This is a genomic window from Albidovulum litorale, from assembly GCF_025751495.1.
Classification (GTDB): Bacteria; Pseudomonadota; Alphaproteobacteria; order Rhodobacterales; family Rhodobacteraceae; genus Albidovulum; species Albidovulum litorale.
In genome coordinates, this window is sequence record NZ_JAOWKZ010000002.1 from 212,682 (window position 1) to 235,878 (window position 23,197).

General features: G+C 61.8%; 35 protein-coding genes. 2 read left to right on the forward strand and 33 right to left on the reverse strand.

Annotated features, from left to right (window positions below):
- Positions 1–5 precede the first annotated feature (5 nt).
- The 10 genes from OEZ71_RS06845 to OEZ71_RS06890 all read right to left on the reverse strand — a co-directional run bounded on the left by OEZ71_RS06845 (position 6) and on the right by OEZ71_RS06890 (position 9,669).
- Complete coding sequence (locus OEZ71_RS06845; protein ID WP_263739208.1) at positions 6–1,481, reverse strand: amino acid ABC transporter permease; 1,476 nt, start codon at positions 1,479–1,481, stop codon at positions 6–8.
- A 1-nt stretch (position 1,482) separates the two neighbouring features.
- Positions 1,483–2,760 (reverse strand): amino acid ABC transporter permease, encoded by a 1,278-nt coding sequence (locus OEZ71_RS06850; RefSeq protein ID WP_263739209.1) that lies wholly within the window; start codon positions 2,758–2,760, stop codon positions 1,483–1,485.
- A gap of 129 nt (positions 2,761–2,889) precedes the next feature.
- Entirely contained in the window at positions 2,890–3,906 is a 1,017-nt protein-coding gene (locus OEZ71_RS06855) for an amino acid ABC transporter substrate-binding protein (protein WP_263739210.1), read from the reverse strand.
- 202 nt (positions 3,907–4,108) lie between these two features.
- Positions 4,109–4,828, reverse strand: a complete 720-nt coding sequence (locus OEZ71_RS06860; protein ID WP_263739211.1) for an ATP12 family chaperone protein — start codon at positions 4,826–4,828, stop codon at positions 4,109–4,111.
- Positions 4,825–5,496: an HAD-IA family hydrolase gene (locus OEZ71_RS06865; RefSeq protein WP_263739212.1), complete on the reverse strand. Its 672-nt coding sequence runs from the start codon at positions 5,494–5,496 to the stop codon at positions 4,825–4,827. Before OEZ71_RS06865 ends, OEZ71_RS06860 begins: the two co-directional genes overlap by 4 nt.
- Positions 5,493–6,539, reverse strand: coding sequence for an RluA family pseudouridine synthase (locus tag OEZ71_RS06870; protein WP_263739213.1), 1,047 nt, complete (start codon positions 6,537–6,539; stop codon positions 5,493–5,495). The genes OEZ71_RS06865 and OEZ71_RS06870 overlap by 4 nt, the downstream gene beginning before the upstream one ends.
- Positions 6,536–6,913 carry a fluoride efflux transporter CrcB gene (crcB, locus tag OEZ71_RS06875; protein ID WP_263739214.1) on the reverse strand — a complete coding sequence of 126 codons (378 nt, stop codon included), beginning with the start codon at positions 6,911–6,913 and terminating at the stop codon, positions 6,536–6,538. Before crcB ends, OEZ71_RS06870 begins: the two co-directional genes overlap by 4 nt.
- 106 nt (positions 6,914–7,019) lie before the next feature.
- Positions 7,020–8,330: a replication-associated recombination protein A gene (locus OEZ71_RS06880; RefSeq protein ID WP_263739215.1), complete on the reverse strand. Its 1,311-nt coding sequence runs from the start codon at positions 8,328–8,330 to the stop codon at positions 7,020–7,022.
- A gap of 83 nt (positions 8,331–8,413) precedes the next feature.
- Positions 8,414–9,004, reverse strand: coding sequence for an acyl-homoserine-lactone synthase (locus OEZ71_RS06885; RefSeq protein ID WP_263739216.1), 591 nt, complete (start codon positions 9,002–9,004; stop codon positions 8,414–8,416).
- A 53-nt stretch (positions 9,005–9,057) separates the two neighbouring features.
- Entirely contained in the window at positions 9,058–9,669 is a 612-nt protein-coding gene (locus OEZ71_RS06890) for a helix-turn-helix transcriptional regulator (RefSeq protein WP_263739217.1), read from the reverse strand.
- Between the two features lie 78 nt (positions 9,670–9,747).
- On the opposite strand from OEZ71_RS06890, the gene OEZ71_RS06895 reads away from it, so the two are divergent.
- On the forward strand, positions 9,748–9,936 hold the full coding sequence (locus OEZ71_RS06895) for a hypothetical protein (RefSeq protein ID WP_263739218.1): 189 nt from the start codon (positions 9,748–9,750) through the stop codon (positions 9,934–9,936).
- Between the two features lie 90 nt (positions 9,937–10,026).
- Here the strand turns inward: OEZ71_RS06895 and rplQ are convergent, their stop codons facing one another.
- From rplQ to OEZ71_RS07000, 21 genes are all read right to left on the reverse strand, one after another.
- The gene (gene rplQ / locus OEZ71_RS06900) at positions 10,027–10,446 is read right to left on the reverse strand and encodes a 50S ribosomal protein L17 (RefSeq protein ID WP_263739219.1); all 420 of its coding nucleotides are present in this window, start codon (positions 10,444–10,446) and stop codon (positions 10,027–10,029) included.
- 206 nt (positions 10,447–10,652) lie between these two features.
- Complete coding sequence (locus OEZ71_RS06905) at positions 10,653–11,669, reverse strand: DNA-directed RNA polymerase subunit alpha (protein ID WP_263739220.1); 1,017 nt, start codon at positions 11,667–11,669, stop codon at positions 10,653–10,655.
- A gap of 118 nt (positions 11,670–11,787) precedes the next feature.
- Positions 11,788–12,177 carry a 30S ribosomal protein S11 gene (gene rpsK / locus OEZ71_RS06910; protein ID WP_263739221.1) on the reverse strand — a complete coding sequence of 130 codons (390 nt, stop codon included), beginning with the start codon at positions 12,175–12,177 and terminating at the stop codon, positions 11,788–11,790.
- A 15-nt stretch (positions 12,178–12,192) separates the two neighbouring features.
- Positions 12,193–12,561, reverse strand: coding sequence for a 30S ribosomal protein S13 (gene rpsM / locus OEZ71_RS06915; RefSeq protein WP_263739222.1), 369 nt, complete (start codon positions 12,559–12,561; stop codon positions 12,193–12,195).
- A 177-nt stretch (positions 12,562–12,738) separates the two neighbouring features.
- Entirely contained in the window at positions 12,739–13,401 is a 663-nt protein-coding gene (locus tag OEZ71_RS06920; protein WP_263739223.1) for an adenylate kinase, read from the reverse strand.
- Positions 13,402–13,583: 182 nt separating this feature from the next.
- Complete coding sequence (gene secY, locus OEZ71_RS06925) at positions 13,584–14,945, reverse strand: preprotein translocase subunit SecY (protein WP_263739224.1); 1,362 nt, start codon at positions 14,943–14,945, stop codon at positions 13,584–13,586.
- A 103-nt stretch (positions 14,946–15,048) separates the two neighbouring features.
- Positions 15,049–15,534, reverse strand: coding sequence for a 50S ribosomal protein L15 (rplO, locus tag OEZ71_RS06930; protein ID WP_263739225.1), 486 nt, complete (start codon positions 15,532–15,534; stop codon positions 15,049–15,051).
- A gap of 216 nt (positions 15,535–15,750) precedes the next feature.
- Positions 15,751–16,191: a GFA family protein gene (locus OEZ71_RS06935; protein ID WP_263739226.1), complete on the reverse strand. Its 441-nt coding sequence runs from the start codon at positions 16,189–16,191 to the stop codon at positions 15,751–15,753.
- 190 nt (positions 16,192–16,381) lie between these two features.
- The gene (locus tag OEZ71_RS06940; protein ID WP_263739227.1) at positions 16,382–16,531 is read right to left on the reverse strand and encodes a hypothetical protein; all 150 of its coding nucleotides are present in this window, start codon (positions 16,529–16,531) and stop codon (positions 16,382–16,384) included.
- Between the two features lie 208 nt (positions 16,532–16,739).
- A complete protein-coding gene (rpmD, locus tag OEZ71_RS06945; RefSeq protein ID WP_263739228.1) occupies positions 16,740–16,931 on the reverse strand; it encodes a 50S ribosomal protein L30 in 192 nt (63 codons plus the stop codon).
- Positions 16,932–16,936: 5 nt separating this feature from the next.
- Positions 16,937–17,494, reverse strand: coding sequence for a 30S ribosomal protein S5 (gene rpsE / locus OEZ71_RS06950; protein WP_263739229.1), 558 nt, complete (start codon positions 17,492–17,494; stop codon positions 16,937–16,939).
- Between the two features lie 112 nt (positions 17,495–17,606).
- The gene (gene rplR / locus OEZ71_RS06955; protein WP_263739230.1) at positions 17,607–17,966 is read right to left on the reverse strand and encodes a 50S ribosomal protein L18; all 360 of its coding nucleotides are present in this window, start codon (positions 17,964–17,966) and stop codon (positions 17,607–17,609) included.
- A gap of 11 nt (positions 17,967–17,977) precedes the next feature.
- Positions 17,978–18,511, reverse strand: a complete 534-nt coding sequence (gene rplF / locus OEZ71_RS06960; RefSeq protein ID WP_263739231.1) for a 50S ribosomal protein L6 — start codon at positions 18,509–18,511, stop codon at positions 17,978–17,980.
- 10 nt (positions 18,512–18,521) lie between these two features.
- A complete protein-coding gene (gene rpsH, locus OEZ71_RS06965; protein ID WP_263739232.1) occupies positions 18,522–18,920 on the reverse strand; it encodes a 30S ribosomal protein S8 in 399 nt (132 codons plus the stop codon).
- A 12-nt stretch (positions 18,921–18,932) separates the two neighbouring features.
- Complete coding sequence (gene rpsN / locus OEZ71_RS06970; protein ID WP_263739233.1) at positions 18,933–19,238, reverse strand: 30S ribosomal protein S14; 306 nt, start codon at positions 19,236–19,238, stop codon at positions 18,933–18,935.
- Between the two features lie 18 nt (positions 19,239–19,256).
- Positions 19,257–19,817, reverse strand: a complete 561-nt coding sequence (gene rplE / locus OEZ71_RS06975; RefSeq protein ID WP_263739234.1) for a 50S ribosomal protein L5 — start codon at positions 19,815–19,817, stop codon at positions 19,257–19,259.
- On the reverse strand, positions 19,817–20,122 hold the full coding sequence (gene rplX / locus OEZ71_RS06980; RefSeq protein WP_263739235.1) for a 50S ribosomal protein L24: 306 nt from the start codon (positions 20,120–20,122) through the stop codon (positions 19,817–19,819). The genes rplE and rplX overlap by 1 nt, the downstream gene beginning before the upstream one ends.
- Positions 20,122–20,490 (reverse strand): 50S ribosomal protein L14, encoded by a 369-nt coding sequence (rplN, locus tag OEZ71_RS06985; protein ID WP_022705624.1) that lies wholly within the window; start codon positions 20,488–20,490, stop codon positions 20,122–20,124. The genes rplX and rplN overlap by 1 nt, the downstream gene beginning before the upstream one ends.
- 67 nt (positions 20,491–20,557) lie before the next feature.
- A complete protein-coding gene (rpsQ, locus tag OEZ71_RS06990) occupies positions 20,558–20,791 on the reverse strand; it encodes a 30S ribosomal protein S17 (protein ID WP_263739236.1) in 234 nt (77 codons plus the stop codon).
- 11 nt (positions 20,792–20,802) lie between these two features.
- Complete coding sequence (gene rpmC / locus OEZ71_RS06995) at positions 20,803–21,006, reverse strand: 50S ribosomal protein L29 (RefSeq protein ID WP_263739237.1); 204 nt, start codon at positions 21,004–21,006, stop codon at positions 20,803–20,805.
- A 229-nt stretch (positions 21,007–21,235) separates the two neighbouring features.
- The gene (locus tag OEZ71_RS07000; RefSeq protein ID WP_263739238.1) at positions 21,236–21,655 is read right to left on the reverse strand and encodes an ester cyclase; all 420 of its coding nucleotides are present in this window, start codon (positions 21,653–21,655) and stop codon (positions 21,236–21,238) included.
- A 192-nt stretch (positions 21,656–21,847) separates the two neighbouring features.
- Here OEZ71_RS07000 and OEZ71_RS07005 point away from each other — a divergent pair, with 192 nt between their 5' ends.
- Positions 21,848–22,150: a DUF1330 domain-containing protein gene (locus tag OEZ71_RS07005; protein ID WP_263739239.1), complete on the forward strand. Its 303-nt coding sequence runs from the start codon at positions 21,848–21,850 to the stop codon at positions 22,148–22,150.
- Positions 22,151–22,192: 42 nt separating this feature from the next.
- On the opposite strand, the gene OEZ71_RS07010 is transcribed toward OEZ71_RS07005, so the two are convergent.
- A complete protein-coding gene (locus tag OEZ71_RS07010; RefSeq protein ID WP_263739240.1) occupies positions 22,193–22,600 on the reverse strand; it encodes a nuclear transport factor 2 family protein in 408 nt (135 codons plus the stop codon).
- A gap of 182 nt (positions 22,601–22,782) precedes the next feature.
- Positions 22,783–23,196 carry a 50S ribosomal protein L16 gene (rplP, locus tag OEZ71_RS07015; protein WP_263739241.1) on the reverse strand — a complete coding sequence of 138 codons (414 nt, stop codon included), beginning with the start codon at positions 23,194–23,196 and terminating at the stop codon, positions 22,783–22,785.
- Position 23,197: the final 1 nt, after the last annotated feature.

A 23,197-nucleotide genomic window follows, 5' to 3' on the forward strand; every position in this document is an offset into this window, starting at 1 on the left:
CCTCCTTAACGGTGTTCACGCTTCAGCTTGTTCTCGAGGTACATCGAGTACCGCGACATGCTGAAGCAGACGATGAAGAAAATGGCGCCGACGAAGATGTAGGGCTCCCAATAGATGCCCTTCCAGTTTATGTCCGCCCGCACGGCGTCGGTGATACCTTTCAACGGGTCGAGGAGCGCCACGAAGACAACAAGCGTGGTGTCCTTGAAAAGCCCAATGAAGGACGAGACGATTCCCGGGATCGAGATCTTGAGCGCCTGCGGCATGATGATCAGCCGTTGCGCCTTCCAGTAGTCGAGGCCAAGCGCGTCGGCCGCCTCGTATTGTCCGCGCGGCAGCGCGGCGAGGCCTCCCCGGATGACCTCGGCGATATAGGCCGCCGAGAAGAGCGTCACCATGATGATGACCCGCAGGATGATGTCGAAGTTGGTCCCCGGCGGCAGGAAGTAGTTCAGGAGAAGCGAGGCCACGAACAGAAGCGTGATCAGCGGAACGCCGCGGATGAACTCGATGAAGCCCACGCAGATCGCCTTCACGAGTGGCATGTCCGACCGGCGGCCGAGAGCGAGGATGATACCCATCGGCAACGAGATGGCGATGCCTGCAATGCCGATGGTGAAGGCCAGCACGAAGCCGCCGAATTCATCGGAATCGACGCCGCGCAGCCAGAATGGTTGCGTCCGCCCTGTCATCTGCGCCAGCATATCGACGAGCGGTCCTGCGACGATGTACCACCAGAGCACCGCCGCGATGACCCCGCCAGCGGCACCGACGATTGCACCGGTCGCGTTGCTGGCAAGACGGAAGACGACCCAGCCAACGACAAAGCCGAGCAACGCCACGACCGGCAGCCAAACCGTTCCACCCCAGAGCAGCCAGAAGGCAAGGCCGGCATATACGCCCGAAAACCAGAGTAGGTTCGCAGGCCAGCGGACGCCGCGCATGCCAAGGAAACCCGTGATCGCGGCGGCGATGACAAGGATGCCGACCGGCAGGAACTGGCCATACGAGACCGCGAGCCATAGGATCAGGGCTGCAGTGACGCCGCCAGCGATCCAGAGCTTGTTTGATTTCTCCGAGAAGAGAACCGGGGCCAATGCCACGAGCAGAAGCAGAAGCGCAAGAACGGGTCGCCAGTAGAGCTCACGCGGATAGAAGCCGAACATGAACTGGTTCCAGCGTTCACGGATGACCGCCCAGCAGGCACCATGCGCCTGTTCACCCCAGGTCGCCGCGATGATCTCGCGGCATTCGCCGAGCGAATTGGCGTTCCAGACGCCGTGCAGGAACCACGGCAAGGCGAGTTTCAGGATATAGAAGATCGCCGCAAGGCCAAGAACCGTCAGGACTGTGTTGACCCAGCCGGAGAACAGGTTCTCCCGCAGCCACTTTATCGCGCCGGACTCAAGCGCCGGCGGGTCGGTTTGCGGCAGCATCTCTTTGCGGACGAACATTGCCGAATGTGCATGAAGGTCGGACATCTCAGCGCTCCTTCAACTTGACGGCGTTGTTGTAGACGTTCATCCCCGACGAGATGAGTAGGCTCAGTGCCAGATAGGTGAGCATGAGGATGAGCATGCATTCCAGCTCCCGGCCGGTCTGGTTCAGCGTAATACCACCCAGCGTGCCGCGCAGGTCCATGTAGCTGACCGCGATCGCCAGAGACGAGTTCTTGGTCAGGTTCAGGTATTGCGAGATAAGCGGCGGGATGATGACGCGCAGCGCCTGTGGCAGGATCACGAGGCTCATGGTCCGGCCCGGGCGCAGGCCCAGCGCATAGGATGCCTCGGTCTGACCCTTGGAAATGGCGAGAATACCGGCGCGGACGATCTCGGCAATGAAAGCCGCGGTGTAGAGCGTGAGCCCAAGCCAGAGCGCCATCAGTGCGTTCGAAACAAGAATTCCGCCTGTGAAGTTGAACCCGCCGAGTGTCGGGATCTCCAGGTGAAAGCCTAGCGCGATCAGAAGGACGATAATCGGCCCAAAGAGCACGAGGAGACTCTTCCACCATGTGACGGGCCGGACGCCCGTCGCCTCTTGTACCGCGGTCGCGTGTTTCTTGATCGCACGGTAACCAAAGATGCTGGCGATGATCACCGCTAGGATCGCAAGTGTATTGAGGCTGATGGGCAGAAAACCGATCTGAAACTCGCCAAGCGAGCGTTCGTACAATGCATTGGGAACGAACGTACCACGGTTGGTGATGGCCACGGAATCAAAGAGGATCATGGAAGCGGCAGGATCCTCTCCGGCCGCGACCATCTCATCAGTGATCCGGAAATCACGGGGCTGAGGGGTGATTTCGGTGAAGACCGCAAAGATCACGAGGATCCAGAGGAGAACCGGGACGTTGCGGAAACCCTCAACGTAAACTGTCATCAGTCGGCCAACGAGCCAGTTCTTGGACAGCCTCAGGACGCCGACAATCACCCCGATGATCGTCGCGGCGATACAGCCCAGCAGCGCCACGAGGATCGTATTGATAAGCCCGACGAGCATCGCACGAAAGTGCGTGTCATCATTGGTATAGGGAATGAGCGTCTGGTTGATGTCATACCCGGCCCGGTTCCACAGGAACGAGAAGCTCGGCGTTTTTCCCAAAGCTTCGAGGTTCGTCAGCAGGTTGTCGATCAGCCACCATGCGCCCAGCATGGAAAGCAGTACAACGACAGTCTGAATGGTAAGGGAACGATACCGTGTATCGTAGATAAGCATCCCTAGCCGAAAGGACTCCCTCGGCGTGTCAGCGGCTGTTGCCATGATTTTATCCCCGTTGTCGAAGGCACTTGCGGCTTTGCCGTCTGTTCAGGGCGGAATGCCCCGGCCTTCGGACTGTTCTTGTTGGAAGAAGAAGGCGCGCGGTTGCCCGCGCGCCTTAAGGGGTTCAGATCAGCGGAACGGCGGCGTGTAGAGCAGGCCGCCCTGGGTCCACTGCGCGTTCAGGCCGCGGGCCAGACCGATCGGGGTCGATTCGCCGAGATACTTGGCGAAGATCTCGCCATAGTTGCCTTCGGCTGCAATCGCGCGCTTCGCCCAGTCCTTGTCGAGACCGATCATCGCACCAAGGTCGCCTTCGCTGCCAAGGATCCGGTTCACTTCCGGGTTCTCGGTGCCTTTCGCGAGTTCCTCAACGTTCGCCGATGTGACGCCGAACTCTTCCGCCGCGATGAGCGCGTTCAGCACCCAGCGGTTGATGTCGGCCCACTGGTCGTCGCCATGACGGACGAGCGGCCCGAGCGGCTCTTTCGAGATGATTTCCGGAAGAATGATGTGGTTCTCCGGATCGGCGAAGACGGCGCGCGTCGCGGCAAGGCCCGAAGCGTCCGTGGTGTAGGCGTCGCAGGCACCGGCAAGGTACTGCTGTTCGCCTTCGGCGTTGGTCTGGATCGCGACCGGCTGGTAGGCCATGTTGTTGACCTTGAAGAAGTCAGCAAGGTTCAACTCGGTCGTCGTGCCGGTCTGGATGCAGACCGTGGCGCCGTCCAGTTCCTTGGCCGAAGAAACACCAAGGTCTTTCTTCACCATGAAGCCCTGACCGTCATAGTAGTTTACGCCAGTAAACGTGAACTTGAGGTCTGCATCGCGCGAGAAGGTCCAGGTGGTGTTCCGGGCCAGCATGTCGATTTCGCCCGAGGCAAGCGCGGTGAAGCGGGTCTCGCCGGTGGTGGGCACGTATTTCACCTTGGACGCGTCGCCAAGCACGGCAGCGGCGACGGCCTTGCAGATGGCCACGTCGAAGCCCTGCCAGTTGCCGTTCGCATCCGGGGCCGCAAAGCCCGTCAGACCAGTGTTGACGCCGCAGATCAGCTCGCCGCGGGCCTTGACGTCGTCCAGCGTTGCCGCCGACGCGAAGCCAGCCAGCAGAGCACTCGCTGCCAGCGTCCCGAGGAATAGCGATTTTTTCATATGTACCTCTTCCTGAGTTGCCACCCCACGGGGCGGTCTGTCCGGGCCGAGTGGTCGGCCCCTGTTTATTGGGGTTCATTCCCCCGCGCGGCGCAGTGTTGAACGATGCGCTGCGCGCGTCAAGGTCGCAAACAGCACGGCAGATGGCGGAATTGCCATTTGACAGCTGGATTTTCGGAATGACGCGACGCCGCGCGTAACTTTATTCCGCAAGCGGGCGCGAAAGTTCCCAAAAGTGGCGTGCCAGAAGAAAGTCTTCCCGCTTCAGTGCGGCTGTCGCGGATGCTTCCTCGTCCTCACCCCATTGCTCGGCCTGCCAGTCTTCGTCCAGCCGGGACAGTTTCCAGAGGGATTCGGCGTCGAATTCGCCGCGCGCCGCCGCAAGGCCCAGGATCAGCGAACCGCTGAGCCCGACCAGATCGTATAACGCGGTGAGCTGAAAAGGCGTCGTGGCGCGGACTGCAGCAGTCAACCTGTCGAGGCAGTCCGCAGGCTGCGCCACCGGTACGACACCCCGAGTGACACGAAGGCGTGCACTGAAAGTATCCGCCGCCCAGTCCAGCAGAGGGTCCCAGGCCTGCGCCTGTGCCTCCGCCAGTGCCTCCGGAGCTTCGGCGCGGTAGCAAATCAGGTCCGACCCGCCATAATCGGCCACTAGTTGCGCCACTTCTTCAAACTGCAGGGCGACCTTGTCGATGGCAGCATTGGCCCGGCGCGTCACTGGCATCACGCGGGGATCGACCGCCTCCTCGACCGCCTCCCATTCTGCCGCGATCGCCTCGGCCATTGCACGGCGCGGCAGCAATAGCGGCGCCTTGGCCGGTGTGCGAACAGGTCGTGCGTCGAGCAGGACAGTAAAGCCTCCTTCCGTCCCGACGACTGTCACCGCCTTCCAGAACCGTTTCGCCTTCCAGCCGCTCATACCGTCTCCCAGATCTCGTCAATCGCGTCGGCCAGTGCCCCGGCTGTATCGACCACCCTCCCCGCCCCGGCCTCTGCCAGTGCAGTGGCTTGATGATAGCCCCAGCTGACCCCGATCGTGTGGTACCCGGCCATTCGGCCCATTTGAATGTCAAAAGTCGTGTCACCGATCATTACCGCATCGCGCGCCGGAACCCCGGTTTCGGCCAAAGCCGCCAGCAGCATCGATGGATGCGGTTTCGACGGGTGATCGTCGGCGACCTGGGTGGTGATGAAATGGTCCTGCAACCCATGCCCGGCCAGCACATGGGTCAGACCCCGGCGAGATTTGCCAGTCGCCACGCCTAAAAGCGTCTCCGGCTCAGCGCTTAGTCGAGTGATAAGATCCGCCATCCCATCGAACATCGGCGACAGCCGGTCCGCCCGCATGCGCCCGAAACTGCCTTTATAAGCCTCAACTAGATCGGCTTGCGCAACAGCGGGCAGATGCGGGACAAGCCGCGCCATCGCCTCGGGCAGCGACAGGCCGACTATTGACAGGATATCGGCACGGGACGGCAGGGCATGGCCGGTTGCCGCGAATGCATGCTCCATCGCCCCGTGGATATGGTCCTGACTGTCGACGAGCGTGCCATCGACATCAAAAACCACCAGCCGCAGCCCAGTCATGCCTCCTCCGCGAAGGGGTCGGCGGGCACATCAGCCTCGGCCCAACCGAGCGTCTTCCAGGTGCGTTTCATGTGGTCGGGCAAGGGCGCGGTCAGGGTGATGCGCTTGCCGGTGATCGGATGGTCGAAGCTGATCGAACGCGCATGAAGATGCAGCTTGCGGCTGATATCGCCGCCAAGCTGCGCGCCCCAGCCATCGCCGAGGTTCTCCTGCCCTGAGCCGCCATATTTGCCATCGCCCACGATCGGGTGGCCCAACTCAGCCATATGGGCACGAAGCTGGTGGGTGCGGCCCGTGACAGGAACCAGCGCGACCCAAGCGGTACGGGTGCCGAGCGCATCGAGAACGGCGAAATCGGTCGTCGCCCGTTTCGCGCCCTCAATCTCATCGACTTTCGAAGGGTGGACGGCCATCATCCTCTCGCCCTCGCCGCCCCGTCCGTGACCGGGTGCCTTGACCAGACCGAAGCGGATCGTGCCCATCTTCGGGTTCGGCACACCGGCGACGGCGGCCCAGTAGATCTTGCGCGTGGTGCGCGACCGGAACGCCTCACTCAGCGCCCGAGCGATGCGGCCGGTGCGGGCCAGCAGGAGAATGCCGGATGTATCCTTGTCGAGCCGGTGGACGAGCTTCGGCTGGTCCTTGTAGCCGAACATCAGGGCAGCACTCAGCCCATCGACATGGCGGTTGCCCTGCCCCGAGCCGCCCTGGCTTGGCAGGCCAGGCGGCTTGTTCAGCGCGATGATATGCTCATCCTTCCACAGGACCGCCGCCTGGATCATCTTCGCATCCGCGTCACTGATCCCGGCCTCCGGTTTCGGCGCGTTGGGTTCGGATTTCGGCAGCGGCGGCACGCGCACCTCCTGCCCCGGCTGCACGCGGGTGGAGGCCTTGACCCGCCCGCCATCGACGCGAATCTGCCCGGTGCGGCACATCTTCTCGATCTGGCCTTGCGTGATCTGCGTGAACCGCTTCTTCAGCCAGCGGTCGAGACGGCTTTCACCCTCATCCGCGGATACGGTCAGGAGCTTGACGCCGCTCATGCGAACACCCCCCGGGTCACAGCCATGCCCGCGACGATCCCTCCTAGCGACAGGATCACCGAGCCCAATACATAGGCGGCGGCAAGCCCCGTCTGGCCGCGTTCCCAGATCGTCAGCGCGTCGAGCGAGAAGGCCGAAAAGGTGGTGAAACCGCCCAGAAGGCCAGTCATCAGAAAAGGCGCCATCCGCGTTGCATCCTTGTGGGCCAGCGCCACGACGATCACCCCCATCAGGAATGACCCCGCGACATTCGCCACGACCGTGCCCCAGGGGAAGCCCGGTCCGATCAGCCGCATCGCGGCGACATTGGTCATGTAGCGGGCCGAGGCGCCGAGCGCGCCGCCAAGGGCCACCTGAAGCAGGGTCTGGATCATGGCGCCTTCCTCAGGCCTCGCGCGGGCAAAGTCAACTCCGGCCAATGCTCCTCGAAGCCCCTGCGGGGCACTCGCCCCGACGCGAAGCCCGGGCGCACGAGGAGTGTCAGCCGCGTTTGTCGCGCAGCTTCGCGAACCACTCGACGCGCTTCTTCAGCTCACGTTCGTAGCCGCGCTCGACCGGCTGATAGAAGACGGGGCGTTTCATCGTTTCGGGGAAGTAGTTCTGGCCCGAAAACCCGTCCTCGGCATCGTGATCATACGCGTAGCCGGACCCGTAGCCCTGATCCTTCATCATCTTCGTCGGCGCGTTGAGGATATGTTTCGGCGGCGGTTCGGAGCCGGTCTTGCGCGCCTCGGCGCGGGCGGCCTTGTAGGCGACATAGACCGCGTTTGATTTCGGCGCGAGCGCGAGATAGGTCACCGCCTCGGCCAGCGCCAGCTCGCCCTCGGGGCTGCCGAGACGCTCATAGACCTCCCAGGCATGCAGGCAGATCGTCTGCGCCTGCGGATCGGCAAGGCCGATATCCTCGACCGACATCCGCGTGATGCGGCGGGCAAGGAAACGCGGGTCCTCGCCGCCTTCCAGCATGCGCGCGAACCAGTAAAGCGCTGCATCCGGGTCCGAGCCGCGCACGGATTTGTGCAAGGCCGAGATGAGGTTGTAATGCTCCTCCCCCGACTTGTCGTATTTCGCAGCCCGCCGCATCAGACGTTCTGAAAGAGCTGCGGTATCGAGCGGATTGTCGAGCTTCCATGCCGCAACCTGCTCAATCAGGTTCAGAAGGGCACGGCCATCGCCGTCGGCCATGTTCACCAGCGCCTCGCGCGCCTCGGCCTTCAGGGGCAGAGCGCGGCCGAGTTCCTTTTCCGCCCGCTGTACCAGCAGCTCCAGATCGGCAGGCGAGAGCCGTTCCAGCACGATCACCTGCGACCGGCTGAGAAGGGCGGCGTTCAGTTCGAATGAGGGGTTTTCCGTCGTGGCGCCCACGAGCACGATGGTGCCGTCTTCCATATGCGGCAGGAACCCGTCCTGCTGGGCCTTGTTGAAACGGTGGATCTCGTCAACGAAGAGCAGTGTCCCCCGACCCTGCTGACGGCGGAGCTTGGCCGCCTCGAAAACCTTTCTGAGGTCCGGCACACCGGTGAAGATCGCGCTGATCTGCACAAAGGCCAGATCGGTCGCATCGGCCAGAAGCCGCGCGATCGTGGTCTTGCCCACGCCGGGAGGCCCCCAGAGAATCAGCGACGACAGAGAGCCCGAGGCCAGCATCGCGCCGAGCGGACCATCGGCGGACAGAACCTTCTTCTGTCCGATAACTTCGGCAATCGCGGCAGGCCGCAGCCGGTCCGCCAGCGGACGCGGCGCGTCGCGCAAGGGGGCAGCACTTGTGGTCTGATCGAAAAGATCCGGCATGGCCGGGAGACTATCTCAGCGGCAATGCCGATAAAAGCGGAAGCATGGGCCGGCCGCCAAAGGGATGCCGACCCGCCTGGCTTTCAATGCAGGTTCGACGAGAAGTCCATCGACACGACCTGATTGTCGATCCCGTCGATATTCATCACCGGCCCCATCGCCGTCATGTCGACCCCGACCCGTGCGGCCCAGCGCGGCCAGTTCGCGGCAAGCAGCGTCAGGCAATGCGTTGCGCCAAGACGCCGGGCGGCGCCGCCGAGTTCCATCACCAGCTTCGCATGCACCCGGCGGCGCAGATGCGCAGGAACGGTGTGAGATACGAACAGGCGCGAACTCTCCCAGACGGTTTCCGCCACCGGCGCCTCCTCATAAAGAAGGTTTGACGGGATTGTGTCGAGCAGCCCGCGCTGTGCATCGCGGATCATGTAGGAGTAAATCCCGCAGCGCGCCGTTGTCGGCGTCAGACGGTTCCCTGCCAGAACCTGGCCCAGTTCGTCATGCACGACGACCCAGCGGCTTGCCGGAGTATCGTACTGATCGTATTCCATGCCGAGCGCCTCGGGCAGGTCCCATTTGTTATGACCGATGAAAAGTTCTCGCCGGGCACGAAGCATATTGGCAAAGAGCTCCCCATGGTTGTGGAGATTCTCAAAAGAAAGGGTAGTGGTCTGCATGACATCCTCCTGCAGGGTGGGTGGTTAGTTGGTAACCTTGCGGAGGACGACCGTCAGAGAAGACGGTAGTCTTTTGCCCTCTGGATTGCTTCGGCAGTGGTCCTAGCCATCAGTCTCTGCCGTGCAGAGTTCAGTCTGGCCTTGAGCGCACTTTCCGATATCCCGAGTTTCGCGGCCGCTGCTGCGTGCCGGTCGCCACCCGCAATGCACTTCAGTGCTTCGATCTGAGCTGTCGTCAGTTCGCTGGGCGGCTCGGTCGCGTCATGCAGGTCATGCACGATCTCTGCCGCCTGAGCAATTTCGCTATCGGTGAACTCACGTTCACTGTGAGCGATGCTGGCGATCGTGCGCGAACTGATCGCTCCGTAGGACACCGTCGCACCGTATTTCAGGCCATACCGTGCGGCTTCCTTGAAGAGACCGAACGGATCGGGCAGGCGCTCATCGCTCCACCGGATCGTTCCGGTGGTGCTGAACCCCCAGGCCGTCATCGGGTCCCGCAGCACATAGCCATTGTTGGTATAGTGATCGATCCAAACCTGATCGTATGTCTGAAAAGTCATCAAAGGCGCGGTAAAGCGAATGTGCAAACCGACAAAATAACCTGCCGGGGCCAGAAGCCCCAGTTCGTGAAGTCTTAGATCTATGCCGCGGTGTGAAGACATGTCTCTGTAGACAAGTTGCCTTGTCCCCAATCAACTTTAAATTGATCCCCGGCGGAAGTATTGTCGAGGATCACGTCGTTGCGAACCATCAATCCAGGGCTGTTTGCAAGGCTGATGCAGTTGCCTGAAGCTATCAGAGCCGATTTGCTTGAATTTCTGGGCGCAACGTCGATGGAAGATGCGCAACTGGCCGTCGTAATCGACGATGCTGCCGCGCGGGCCCGGGCGGTCCGGCTGTCTTCAGGCAGAATCGACGACATCATCTAGCAGCACACCCATTTAACGAAACAACCCCGCCGATAGTATCGACGGGGGTGTTACTATTTCAATACCGCGCGTTAAGCGGGTGACGCTACGTCAGGATTCAGCGGCTTCCTCGGCCTCGAGACGCGCCTTGTCGGCAGCGCCCTTGGCAGCCGGGTCGCGGTCGACGAATTCGATGATCGCCATCGGCGCCATGTCGCCGTAGCGGAAACCGGCTTTCAGGACGCGGACATAGCCGCCCTGGCGGTCCTTGTAGCGCGGGCCGAGAATCTCGAAGAGCCGCGCGACATACTTGTCCTGCTTCAGCTGGGCCGCAGCCTGACGGCGGGCATGCAGGTCGCCGCGCTTGGCGAGCGTGATCAGCTTTTCGATGATCGGACGCAGTTCCTTCGCCTTGGGAAGGGTGGTCTTGATCTGTTCGTGTTCGATGAGCGAACCGGCCATGTTGGCAAAGAGCGCCTTGCGGTGCTCATGGGTACGGTTCAGACGGCGGTAGCCGCGGGCGTGACGCATTTTGATCTCCTATCGTCTTTTGCTTTGTCCGGCGGGCGTGGTCCTCGCTCCGCTCTCCTTGGGGCTTTCTGCCCGGGTCTTCCCCGCATCCGGCGGGCATTTCGGGGGGCCGTTTAGGGCCGGCCCACCCGTCTGTCAAGCGTCCCGCATCCGTATGGCATCTGTCGGGCATCCGTCCCGACACGCCGCACGGCGGATTAGGACTTTCAGAACTGGTCTTCGAAGCGCTTCGCGAGGTCTTCGATGTTCTCTGGCGGCCAGTCCTCGACATCCATACCGAGGTGCAGACCCATGCCGGAAAGCACTTCCTTGATCTCGTTCAGCGACTTGCGGCCGAAGTTCGGGGTGCGCAGCATCTCGGCTTCGGTCTTCTGGATCAGATCGCCGATATAGACGATGTTGTCGTTCTTCAGGCAGTTCGCCGAACGGACGCTGAGTTCCAGCTCGTCCACCTTCTTGAGGAGGAGCGGGTTGAATTCCAACCCGTCGTCCGCGTCCTGCTTGGAGGCCGATTCCGGTTCGTCGAAGTTGACGAAGATGCCAAGCTGGTCCTGAAGGATGCGCGCGGCATAGGCCACGGCGTCGTCCGGGGTCAGCGAGCCGTCCGTCTCGATCTTCATGGTCAGCTTGTCATAGTCCAGAACCTGGCCCTCGCGGGTCGGCTGAACTTCGTAGCTGACCTTCTTGACCGGCGAATAGATCGCGTCGATCGGAATGAGACCGATCGGTGCATCTTCCGGACGGTTCTTGTCGGCCGCGACATAGCCCTTGCCGGTATCGACCGTCAGTTCCATGAAGAGGTCGGCGCCATCGTCGAGATGGCAGATCACGTGGTCCTTGTTCAGAACCTCGATGCCGTTCGATTCCGAGATGTCGCCAGCGGTGACAACGCCCGGCCCCTTGGCCGAGATCGACAGGCGCTTCGGCCCTTCGACTTCCATCTTCAAGGAGACGCCCTTGAGGTTCAGAACGATGTCGGTGACGTCTTCGCGCACACCGGCGACCGAGGAGAACTCGTGCAGGACGTTGTCGATCTGGACGGAGGTGATGGCCGCGCCCTGAAGCGAGGACATCAGCACCCGGCGCAGCGCGTTGCCCAGCGTCAGGCCAAAGCCGCGCTCCAGCGGTTCGGCGATCAGCGTCGCCTTGCGCTGCGGGTCGTTGCCCGGCTTCACTTCAAGCTGCTGCGGCTTGATCAGTTCGGCCCAATTCTTGTGGATCATGCGTTCTGCCTCCATACCTGTTCCCGGTCCATGACCGATGCCCGGGAACGCCCGAGGGAAAAAACGAAAACGCCCCGGGCCGCGCTAGGTCGCACGGCCCGGAACGCTGCATAAGTCGTCAGACGCGCCGACGCTTCGGCGGACGGCAGCCGTTATGCGCGATCGGCGTCACATCACGGATCGAGGTGATGTTGAAACCGGCAGCGGCGAGGCCGCGCAGCGCGCTTTCACGGCCCGAACCCGGGCCCTGCACTTCGACTTCCAGCGTCTTCACGCCGTGTTCCTGTGCCTTGCGGGCCACGTCTTCGGCAGCCATCTGGGCGGCATAGGGGGTCGACTTGCGCGAACCCTTGAAGCCCATCGTGCCGGCCGAGGACCAGGCAATCGCGTTGCCCTGAACGTCCGAGATCAGGATCTTGGTGTTGTTGAACGAGGAGTTCACATGCGCAACGCCAGCGGCGATGTTCTTGCGCTCCTTGCGCTTCATGCGGGTCTTGTCACGAGCCATCGGTCAAGCCTCCCCTTACTTCTTCTTACCGGCAATGGCCTTTGCGGGGCCTTTGCGGGTACGGGCGTTGGTGTGGGTCCGCTGACCGCGGACAGGGAGGTTGCGGCGATGACGCAGACCGCGGTAGCAGCCGAGGTCCATCAGACGCTTGATGTTCATCTGCACTTCACGGCGCAGGTCGCCCTCGACCGTGTAGTTGGCGTCGATGTGTTCGCGGATGGCGAGCACCTCGGCGTCGGAAAGTTCGTTCACACGACGGGTCGGTTCGATCTTCACAGCCTCACAGATCTTGTGGGCGATATCGTTGCCGATGCCGTGGATATACTGAAGGGCGATGGGGACGCGTTTCCCCGTCGGGATGTTGACGCCAGCAATACGTGCCACGCGTAGCTTCCTTTCGTTGCGGTTCCGTAGTGCCGGAACCTTTTTTCACAACTATGGCCCGAAGGCTTGGGTGCCGCCGGGCCGGTTCTTCCGAACTGATTCGCTTATGGGAAAACCCAGCAAATCAAGACGATTCTCATCAGAGACGCCGTGACCTAGTGGGTTTCGCCGGGGACGTCAAGTCGCCGTGGCCTGGTCCAGCACATTGGCGATGGATTTGGCGACTGTGTCGATCTCTCCCAACCCGTCGACGGTGAAGAGATCGCCCATCGCGTAATAGTAGCCGATAAGCGGAGAGGTCTTCTTGTAATACTCCATCAGGCGCTGCTTCAGGCTGTCGGCATTGTCGTCGGCGCGGCGCTTGAATTCCGCTTTCTGGCCGCAGCTCGTGCAGGTGCCGTCGGCCGGGATCGGCTTGGTGATGTCGTTATAGACCTCGCCGCAATTGCCGCAGGTCGAGCGCGCCGTGATCCGCTGCACCAGCGCCTCGTCATCCACCCGCATCTCGATCACTGCATCGAGCTGGTTGCCCGAGCGCTTGAGAAGCGCGCCGAGCGCATCCGCCTGCGCCAGAGTGCGCGGGAAGCCGTCGAAGATGAAACCCTTGGCCTTGGTATCGGCAAGCTTCTCTTCGATCAGGCCGATGACGATCTCATCCGTGACCAGATCGCCGCGCGCCATGACGTCAGCGACGATCTTGCCCATCTCGGTTCCGGAGTCCTTGGCTTCGCGCAGCATGTCGCCGGTCGAAAGCTGCACCAGTCCGCGTTCTTCGACCAGAAGTCGGGCCTGAGTTCCTTTTCCCGCCCCCGGCGGTCCGAGAAGAATGATATTGGTCATGGGTCCCCCTTTAGGCCGGCCGGCTTTACACCGAATTGCTACCCAAGCCAACGCCTGTGTGCAATCGGATACCGACCGCCTGTGCGGACGTGACAGCGTTCCGGGTTTACAATGAAAAAGAATTCGAACCTTTTTCGTTCGAATTCTTTTTCACCTTGTTTTCGCTGAAACCCGAAACGCGTCTAGCGACGCGAGGGCGCTTTCTTGGCCCCGCCCCGCTTCTTGCCGCGCAGCTGGGACTTTTCGATCAGCCCTTCATACTGGTGCGCCAGCAGATGCGACTGGATCTGGTTGATCGTGTCCATCGTGACCGACACGACGATCAGCACCGACGTACCGCCGAAATAGAACGGGATCGCCAGCTGCGAGCGCAGGATTTCGGGCAAAAGACAGACGGCGGCCAGGTAGCCGGAGCCCACGACGAGGATACGCGCCACGACATAGTCGAGGTAATCCACCGTCTTCGCACCCGGACGGATGCCCGGAATGAAGCCGCCCTGGTTCTTCAGGTTGTCGGCCACATCATCGGATTTGAACGATACGTTCGCCGTGTAGAAATAGGCGAAGAAGACGATCATCGCCGTGAAGAACAGAAGGTAGAGCGGCTGGCCGGGGCCGAAATAGGCGAGGATCGTCGACATGACCGGGCCGGTCTGCGCGCCCGAGAAAGTCGAAATCGTGGTCGGCAGCAAGAGCAGCGACGAGGCGAAGATCGCCGGGATAACGCCCGCCGGGTTGACCTTGATCGGCAGATGCGAGGACGAGCCGTCCATGACCTTCATGCCGACCTGACGGCGGGGATACTGGATGTGGATCTTCCGCAGCGCGCGCTCCATGAAGACCACGAAGGCGATGACGCCGATGACCATCAGGATCACGCCGATGATGACCGGGGCAGAAATCGCGCCGATCCGGCCCTGTTCAAAGAACTGCGCAAGTGCTGCCGGGATATTGGCGACGATGCCGACGAAGATGATCAGCGAAACGCCGTTGCCGACGCCGCGCGCGGTGATCTGTTCGCCAAGCCACATCAGGAACATCGTGCCGCCGACAAGCGTGATAACACAGGCAAGCTGGAAGAAGAGCCCGGGATCATGGGCCAGATCGCCCGCCTCAAGGCTGCGGGCAAGTCCGTAGGCCTGGAAGGTTGCCAGCAGGACCGTACCGTAACGGGTGTACTGGTTGATCTTCTTGCGCCCCTGCTCGCCCTCTTTCTTGAGCTGCTCGAGCGCGGGCACCATCGCCGTCAGAAGCTGGACGATGATCGAGGCCGAGATATAGGGCATGATGCCGAGCGCGAAGATGCCCATACGGCCAAGCGCACCGCCGGTGAACATCTGAAGCATGCCGCCGATGCCCTGCGACGCGTCCTTCATGAACTCGCGCAATGCGTCAGCGTCAATGCCGGGCACCGGGATATAGGTGCCAAGGCGGTAGACGATCAGAAGTCCGATGGTAAATAAGATACGCTGGCGAAGGTCGGTGGCCTTGCCAAAGGCCCCCCAGCTGATATTCGCCGCCATTTGCTCTGCAGCAGATGCCATTCCGGTCTCGCTTGTATGACAGCGCCGCCGAACCGTTTCCCGGTCGGCGGCGCTTTGGAAAACTCGTGTCTATGTAAGCGCCGCTTGCGTCGCCCACAACACCTTATTCGGTGGCTTCCGCCGCCGGTGCCGCAGCCGTGACCGAAAGTGCACCACCGGCCTTCTCGACGGCCTCGATGGCGGCTTTCGACGCGCCAGTGACGGCGAGCTTCAGCTTGGCCTTGACCTCGCCCTTGGCGAGAACGCGGACGCCGTCGAGCTTGCGGCGAACAACGCCGGCCTCGACGAGGATATCCTCGGTGATCTCTTTCTTGGCGTCGAGCTTGCCAGCATCGACGAAGGCCTGAAGCTGGCCGAGATTCACGACGGCGAATTTCTTGGCGTTCGGCTTGTTGAAGCCGCGCTTAGGCAGGCGCCGGTAGAGCGGCATCTGGCCGCCTTCGTAACCGCCGATGGCTACGCCCGAACGGGACTTCTGACCCTTGATACCGCGGCCGGCGGTCTTGCCCTTGCCCGAACCGGGACCACGCGCAACGCGCTTCTGTTTCTTGGCGGCGCCGGGATTGTCCCGGAGTTCGTTCAGTTTCATGTCGCTTCTCCTTGGCCGGAAGACCCCCGCCAGCGACGGTTGGGGGCACACGGCATTTCTTGATTTCATGAATCGGGCCCCGAGGGACCACCGGGGGCGTATAGACGCGCACAGACGCCAATGCAAGCTTTCAGAAAAAACCTTCACCCCCGCCACGGGGCGGGGGCGATCACATTATATGTCCCGGATCAGATCAGGAACGGAATCATAGCCTCGTCACGCGCCCTTCGGCCAGACGAAGCTCGGCTGCAGGCCCTCATAGACGGGGCGGCCGTCGTCGGGCTTCGGGTAGCCTTTCGATTCGTCCCAGAACGCGTGGTAGGTCGCCTTCGGGAATTTCGCGTCATCATATCCCATCACGTTCGGCACGGCGACGCGGATGCGCTTCTGCTTGTCGTCGAGCATAAGGACCGCATTACACTTCTCGCAAAGGCAGATCTCCAGGGGGCCGTCCGGGTTGTCGGCATTGAACGGCACGCGCTTCATCGCGGCTTCGTTGTCGGTTTTCAGTTCGCCGTGATTGAAGAATGCAACGTGCGTCGTGTGCTGGCCCGTGACCTTCTTGCAGACATTGCAGTGGCATTCATGATTGTCGATTGGTTCTGCGGAGGCGCGCACGGGATGATGCTCGCAGCCGCCAGCATAGTGTTGAGACATGGTTTCCCCCCGGATGGTCGCCTTATGGCGACAAAGATTTTTCTGAGAAAGACCGGTAACAAAGCACCGCTTACGGGTGCCAGTCTAGCACAGGAAATCATGTTTGGGGAAAATGAGACGAAAGGCGCCGGCTCAAAACGAAAACGCCCCGGACTGGCCGGGGCGTTTTCGGCGCACTCTGTCGCCGGGATCACTTCCGCGTGTCGCGGAGATAGTCGGTCCAGTAGGGCGCAGGCTCGCCGCGCGTGGCGACGGTGGTCAGGTGGCGGATCGTCGAGCGGATGATCCGCAGCGTCTCCGCGAGAGGTTTGGCGGTGTGCGTAACAGCAACCATGGTCATATTCCTGATATCGATAACATCTTTCGCTGAAAGACATAGGACGCCGACCGCTGGTCGGCTACCGACAATAGCGAAGAGCCGCCTTGCGCCCCGTGCAACGCTAACCTGCCGGAACGAAACGAAAAGCGCCCCGGCTTCCCGGGGCGCTTTCAAAATTCTTTCGAAGAATTTTGGCAAATTCCTTTGAAAGGAATTTGCGCCTGCGACGTCAGCCGCGCTCTTCGACGATGGTCACCAGATGCGGGATCTTGTTGACCATGCCGCGCACGGCGGGCGTGTCTTCCAGCTCACGCGTGCGGTTGATCTTGCCGAGGCCGAGCCCTTTCAGCGTCGCGGCCTGAACGGCGGGGCGACGGGCGGACGAGGCGATCTGCTTCACGACGATGGTTTTCTTGGCCATGGGTCTCAGGCCTCCGCCGCTTCAGCCGTTTCGGGCTTCTTCAGGATGTCGGCCACCTTCTTGCCGCGGCGCTGCGCGACCATGCGGGGGCTGGCTTCCTGCTTCAGACCGTCGATCGTGGCCCGGATCATGTTGTAGGGGTTCTGCGAGCCGAGCGATTTGGACACAACGTCCTTCACGCCCAGCATCTCGAACACGGCGCGCATCGGACCACCGGCGATGATCCCGGTACCTTCCGGAGCGGTGCGCATCACGACGCGGCCCGCACCATGGCGACCCTCGATGTCGTGGTGGAGTGTGCGGCCATCGCGCAGCGGCACGCGAACCAGCGAACGCTTCGCCTGTTCGGTCGCCTTGCGGATCGCTTCCGGCACTTCCTTGGCCTTGCCCTTGCCGAAGCCGACTCGGCCGCGCTGGTCACCGACCACCACGAGCGCGGCGAAACCGAAGCGCTTGCCGCCCTTCACAGTCTTCGACACACGGTTGATCGCAACGAGGCGATCGGCGAATTCCGGGGTTTCCTCGCGTTCGCGGCGATCCCGGCGGTTCTCACGTTCTGCCATTAGGCATTCCTTCACTGGTGGCGCGGCACTGCGCCGTTTGGGCCGATCCTGGTGTCCCCGAGCGGTTCGGGGACCCGGATCATCGGGGCGGCACGGGTGCCGCCCGCAGTCATCAGAACTTCAGGCCGCCTTCGCGGGCTGCGTCAGCAAGCGCCTTGATCTTGCCGTGGAAGAGGAAGCCGCCACGGTCGAAGTAGCACTCTTCGACACCGGCCTTCTTCGCACGCTCGGCAATCGCCGCGCCGATCTTCTTCGCCGCTTCGACGTTGTTCTTGCCAACGACACCCAGATCCTTCTCGAGGCTGGAGGCCGAGGCGAGCGTCACGCCCTTGACGTCGTCGATCAGCTGGACGCTGATGTTCTTGGAGGAGCGATGAACCGAGAGACGCGCGCGCCCGTCGGCCATCTTGCGAAGCTTGTTCCGGACGCGCAGGCGGCGCTTGAGGAACAGTTCCCGTTTGCTGTTTGCCATCTGTCTGGTCCTTACTTCTTCTTGCCTTCCTTACGGAAGATGTACTCGTCCTTGTACTTGATGCCCTTGCCCTTGTAGGGCTCGGGACGGCGCCATTCGCGGATATTGGCCGCGACCTGGCCGACGAGCTGCGGGTCGATCCCTTCGACGACGATCTCGGTCTGCTTCGGGGTCGTGACGGTCACGCCCTGCGGCACCTCGAAGTTAACTTCGTGGCTGTAGCCGAGCGACAGTTTCAGGGTGTTGCCCTGCATCTGCGCGCGGTAGCCAACGCCGTTGATCTCGAGTTCCTTCTTGAAGCCCGTGGTCACGCCTTCGACGAGGTTCGCCACCATGGAGCGAGCCATGCCCCACTGCTGGCGGGCCCGCTTGGACGTGCCGCGCGGCTTCACCGAGATTTCGTTGCCGTCGAGCGTGATCGTGACGTCATCGGTCGCGGTGAAGGAAAGGGTGCCTTTCGGGCCCTTCACATCCACCTTCTGACCCGAGATCGTCGCGGTGACGCCCGAGGGGACTTCTACGGGTTTCTTGCCGATACGAGACATGGAACCCTCCTTAGAATACGGTGCAGAGCACTTCGCCACCAACATTGGCAGAGCGTGCAGCTGCATCCGACATCACGCCTTTCGGCGTGGAAACGATGGAAACACCGAGGCCCTGACGGACCGACGGAAGCTCCTTGGAACCGGCATAGACCCGGCGGCCCGGCTTCGAGACGCGCTTGATCTCGCGGATCACGGGCGTGCCTTCGAAGTATTTGAGGCTGATTTCCAGCTCCGGGTGGCCGGCGGCCGAGGTTGCGGCTTCATAGCCGCGGATATAGCCCTCGTCCTTCAGCACATCCAGAACCCAGGCGCGAAGCTTGGAGGCCGGCGTGCGGACGGTGGATTTGCCGCGCATCTGCGCGTTGCGGATGCGGGTCAGCATATCGCCGAGAGGATCGTTCATCGACATTTCTCGACCTCCTTACCAGCTCGACTTAACCATGCCGGGGATCTGGCCCATGGAGGCGAGATCGCGCAGCATGATGCGGCTGAGCTTGAGTTTGCGGTAATAGGCGTGCGGACGGCCCGTCAGCTGGCAGCGGTTATGAACCCGCGTGGCCGAGGAGTTGCGCGGCAGCTTCGCCAGTTTCATCGTCGCCTTGAAGCGCTCTTCCATCGGCTTCGACTGGTCTTCGATGATTTCCTTCAGTGCGGCGCGCTTGGCAGCATATTGCTTGACCATCTTGGCGCGCTTCACTTCGCGGTTCACCATGGATTTCTTCGCCATATCTTCTCTCCTCCGCGATCAGCTGGTGAAGGGCATGTTGAATTGCTTCAACAGCGCCTTCGCTTCCGCGTCAGTCTTCGCGGTGGTGCAGATGATGATGTCCATGCCGAGAACTTCGTCGACCTTGTCGAAGTCGATCTCGGGGAACACGATGTGTTCCTTCAGGCCCATCGCGTAGTTGCCACGACCGTCAAAGGACGTGCCCTTCACGCCGCGGAAGTCGCGGACGCGCGGCAGTGCGATCGTGATCAGGCGGTCAAGGAATTCGTACATCCGGTCGCCGCGCAGCGTGACTTTGGTGCCGAGCGGCATCTCTTCACGGACGCGGAAGCCGGCGATCGACTTCTTGGCCTTGTTGATCACGGCCTTCTGACCGGCGATGAGCGTCAGCTCTTCGGCGGCCTGCTTGACCTTCTTGGTGTCCTTCACGGCCTCGCCGACGCCCATGTTGAGGACGATCTTGTCCAGACGCGGGATCTGCATGTCGTTCTTGTAGGAGAACTGCTCTTTCAGAGCGGCGCGGATCGTCGCCTGATAGGCGGCCTTGAGGCGCGGGGTATAGGTTGCTGTGTCGAGCATCAGATCACGTCCCCCGTGGTCTTGGCGAAACGAACCTTCTTGTCACCTTCCATGCGGAAGCCGACGCGGGTCGCTTTGCCGTTCTTGTCCATCAGCGCGAGGTTCGACAGGTCAACCGGCATTGCCTTCGGCTGACGGCCGCCCTGGCTGTTCTGGGTCTGGCGCTGGTGACGGATGGCGATGTTGATGCCCTCGACCACGGCCTTGCCCGCCTTCGGGTCTACCGAGGTGATCTCGCCCTCTTTGCCCTTGTCCTTACCGGCAAGGACGACGACCTTGTCGCCTTTTTTAAGTTTCGCAGCCATCAGAGCACCTCCGGAGCCAACGAGATGATCTTCATGAAGTTCTTGGCGCGCAGTTCGCGCACGACCGGCCCGAAGATACGGGTGCCGACCGGTTCGCCCTGGTTGTTCAGGATGACGGCGGCGTTGCGGTCAAAGCGGATTGCGGTGCCGTCTTCACGGCGGACTTCTTTGGCGGTGCGCACGACGACGGCCTTGCGGACGTCACCTTTCTTTACGCGGCCGCGCGGGATGGCTTCCTTGACCGACACCACGATGATGTCGCCGACGCTGGCATAGCGGCGGTGGGAACCACCCAGGACCTTGATGCACTGAACCCGGCGCGCGCCGGAGTTGTCAGCAACATCCAGATTGGTCTGCATCTGGATCATTTGGTTTCTCCCGACCTTTGGGGACTATCCCCAGGGTTTCGATTGATTGGGATCGTGGGGTTAGGCCTCAGGCCTCCGTCACGACCGTCCAACGCTTGGTCTTCGAGATCGGAGCGCATTCTTCGATGCGAACGGTGTCACCGACCTTGAATTTGTTGTCCGCGTCATGGGCGCGGTATTTCTTCGACTTCCGCACGGTCTTGTGCAGCAGCGGGTGCTTGAAGCGACGCTCGACGAGGACGGTGATCGTCTGCTCGTTCTTGTCCGAGGTCACGACGCCTTGCAGGATACGTTTGGGCATGGGTGTGTTCCTCAGTTCGCCGCCGCTTCAGCGGCTTTCTGGTTCAGGACCGTCTGGATGCGGGCGACGTCACGGCGGACGGCGCGCATGCGGGCGGTGTTTTCAAGCTGGCCGGTGGCCTGCTGGAAGCGGAGGTTGAAGGCCTCCTTCTTGAGCGCGACAAGCTCATCGCGGAGCTGGTCGGGCGTCTTCGCTTTCAGTTCAGTGGCGTTCATGTCGCCTTCTTCCTTTCAACATCACCGGAAGGCCCGTGGACGGGTTGCCTTCAGCCCGGTGGAGTCAATGATAAACGTACGAATCCGGGAACCCGGAATCGCAGGATGCGTCCCTATAAGGGAGGTGGGGCTGGGGGGCAAGGGAAAGTTTTTCCCTATATCCGGGCTAAGACGGGGCTTTCGTTCACAGCGTCATAGAGCCATTGCCTTCCGATGCAAGCCGACAGCCCTAATCCACCAGCCCCAACTGCCGCGCGATGCTGGCGCTGTCGTAATAGTCGCGCCCCTCCACGACCTTGCCGTCCCTGACCCGCATCACCGAGCAGTAGCGGGACTCCTGCCGTCGTCCGCTGGGCGGAAAGTCCCCGAGGGACGACTTGAGGGTGCCGGTATGTGTGCCCCGGTTCACGAACTCCACCACGGCCCAGTCGCCGTCGACGATGACCCGCGTGACCTTGACCTCACCATCCGGGAACGCATCCCGCCAACGCTGGTAATCGGCGCGGTAGGCATCGGGGCCGACCTGCGCCTCGCCCCGTGCGACATCCTCGAACTGGCAATCTGCGGCAATGACCGCAGCCCCCCGGTCAGGGTCACGCATGTCCCAGCTCTCATGGAACTGGCGGACAATCCTCTCGGTCTCACGCATGGGCCCCTCCCCGCTGTGGCGCTTTCGAAAGCGTAGGCCTAGCATTTGCATCTGGCAAGAAGACGACAGGGCGCCTTTAAAGAAGCAGCCCCTAGGGCAGTTCCACGGATTGGCGGCATGACTGAAATCGCAAATACTGACCCTGCCGAATCCGAGCCATTGCGCCGGAACGCGCAGAGAGGGAGTTGCGTCATGCCTGCCTACCTGATCGCCGATGAAATCATCACCGACCAAGACACGTTCGACGAGTACAAGCGGCAGGTGCTGCCGACCATCACCGCCCATGGCGGGCGCTTTCTGTCGCGGGGCGGTGCGCTTGAGGTTCTTGAGTCCGGCAAGGACTGGACCCCAGGGCGCATGGTGATCATCGAGTTTCCGAGTATGGAGGCGCTGAAGGGTTGGTACTATTCCCCGGAATACATGGCCATCATGGGCATCCGGCAGAGGTCAACGCAAAGCACCCTCGTCGCACTCGATTCCGGCAGCGCCTCCTGAACGCTTCCGGTCGCGGACCGGTGGCATTTGGCCTCTGCGCGCCTATTTCGGGATGATCTTGCCCACGAAGCTGTGGCTGACGATCTTGCCGCCGTCGACGACAAAGGTATCGGCGGCATAGTCGTAGACATTGTCGGGCGACTCGCCGCTCCATACCATCACGGCCGTATTGCCGGCGATGTTCATGCCGTCGGAGTTCATGGTGATGTCCGGTTGCGAAAACTCGGCCACGAAGCCCTCGTAAAACCCCCGGATCTCGCCGTGCCCGGAATAGACCTTTTCGGGCGTCAGCAGCATGGCGTCATCGGCATAGGTCGCGACGATCTGATCGACGTCGAGTGCCCCGACACCACGAAGGTTCGCCATCACGACCTCTTCGGTGCTGTCCTGCGCGGAAACTGGCAATGCCATTGCGGTGGTCAGAAATAATGCTGCGATTGTCCTCGTCATGTCATTCTCCCCCTCTCGCCGGCCCGGGTCACGCAAGGACTGCGGGCAGGATTTCCGTGGGGCAATCCTAACACGTTTGCCCGGTTTCCCGGCTCACGATTGCGAAACCGCGTCTTTCACGACCATGAAACAAAAAGGGCGGAGAAACCTCCGCCCTTTTCGCTGATCCATGTTGGTCAGGCTTACCAGTCTTCGCGCACGACAACGCGGGTTTTGACCGGGAGCTTCATCGCGCCGAGGCGGAGCGCCTCGCGGGCGATGGTCTCGTTCACGCCGTCGATCTCGAACATGATCCGGCCCGGCTTGACCTTGGCCGCCCAGAAATCGACGGAGCCCTTGCCTTTACCCATCCGAACCTCGGTCGGCTTCGACGAAACCGGCGTGTCCGGGAAGACGCGGATCCAGACCCGGCCCTGACGCTTCATGTGGCGGGTGATCGCGCGGCGGGCCGCTTCGATCTGGCGCGCCGTGATGCGCTCGGGCTCAGTGGCCTTGAGGCCGAAGCCGCCGAAGTTCAGTTCAAAACCGCCCTTGGCTTCGCCGTGAATCCGGCCCTTGTGCTGTTTGCGGAACTTAGTCCGTTTCGGTTGCAGCATC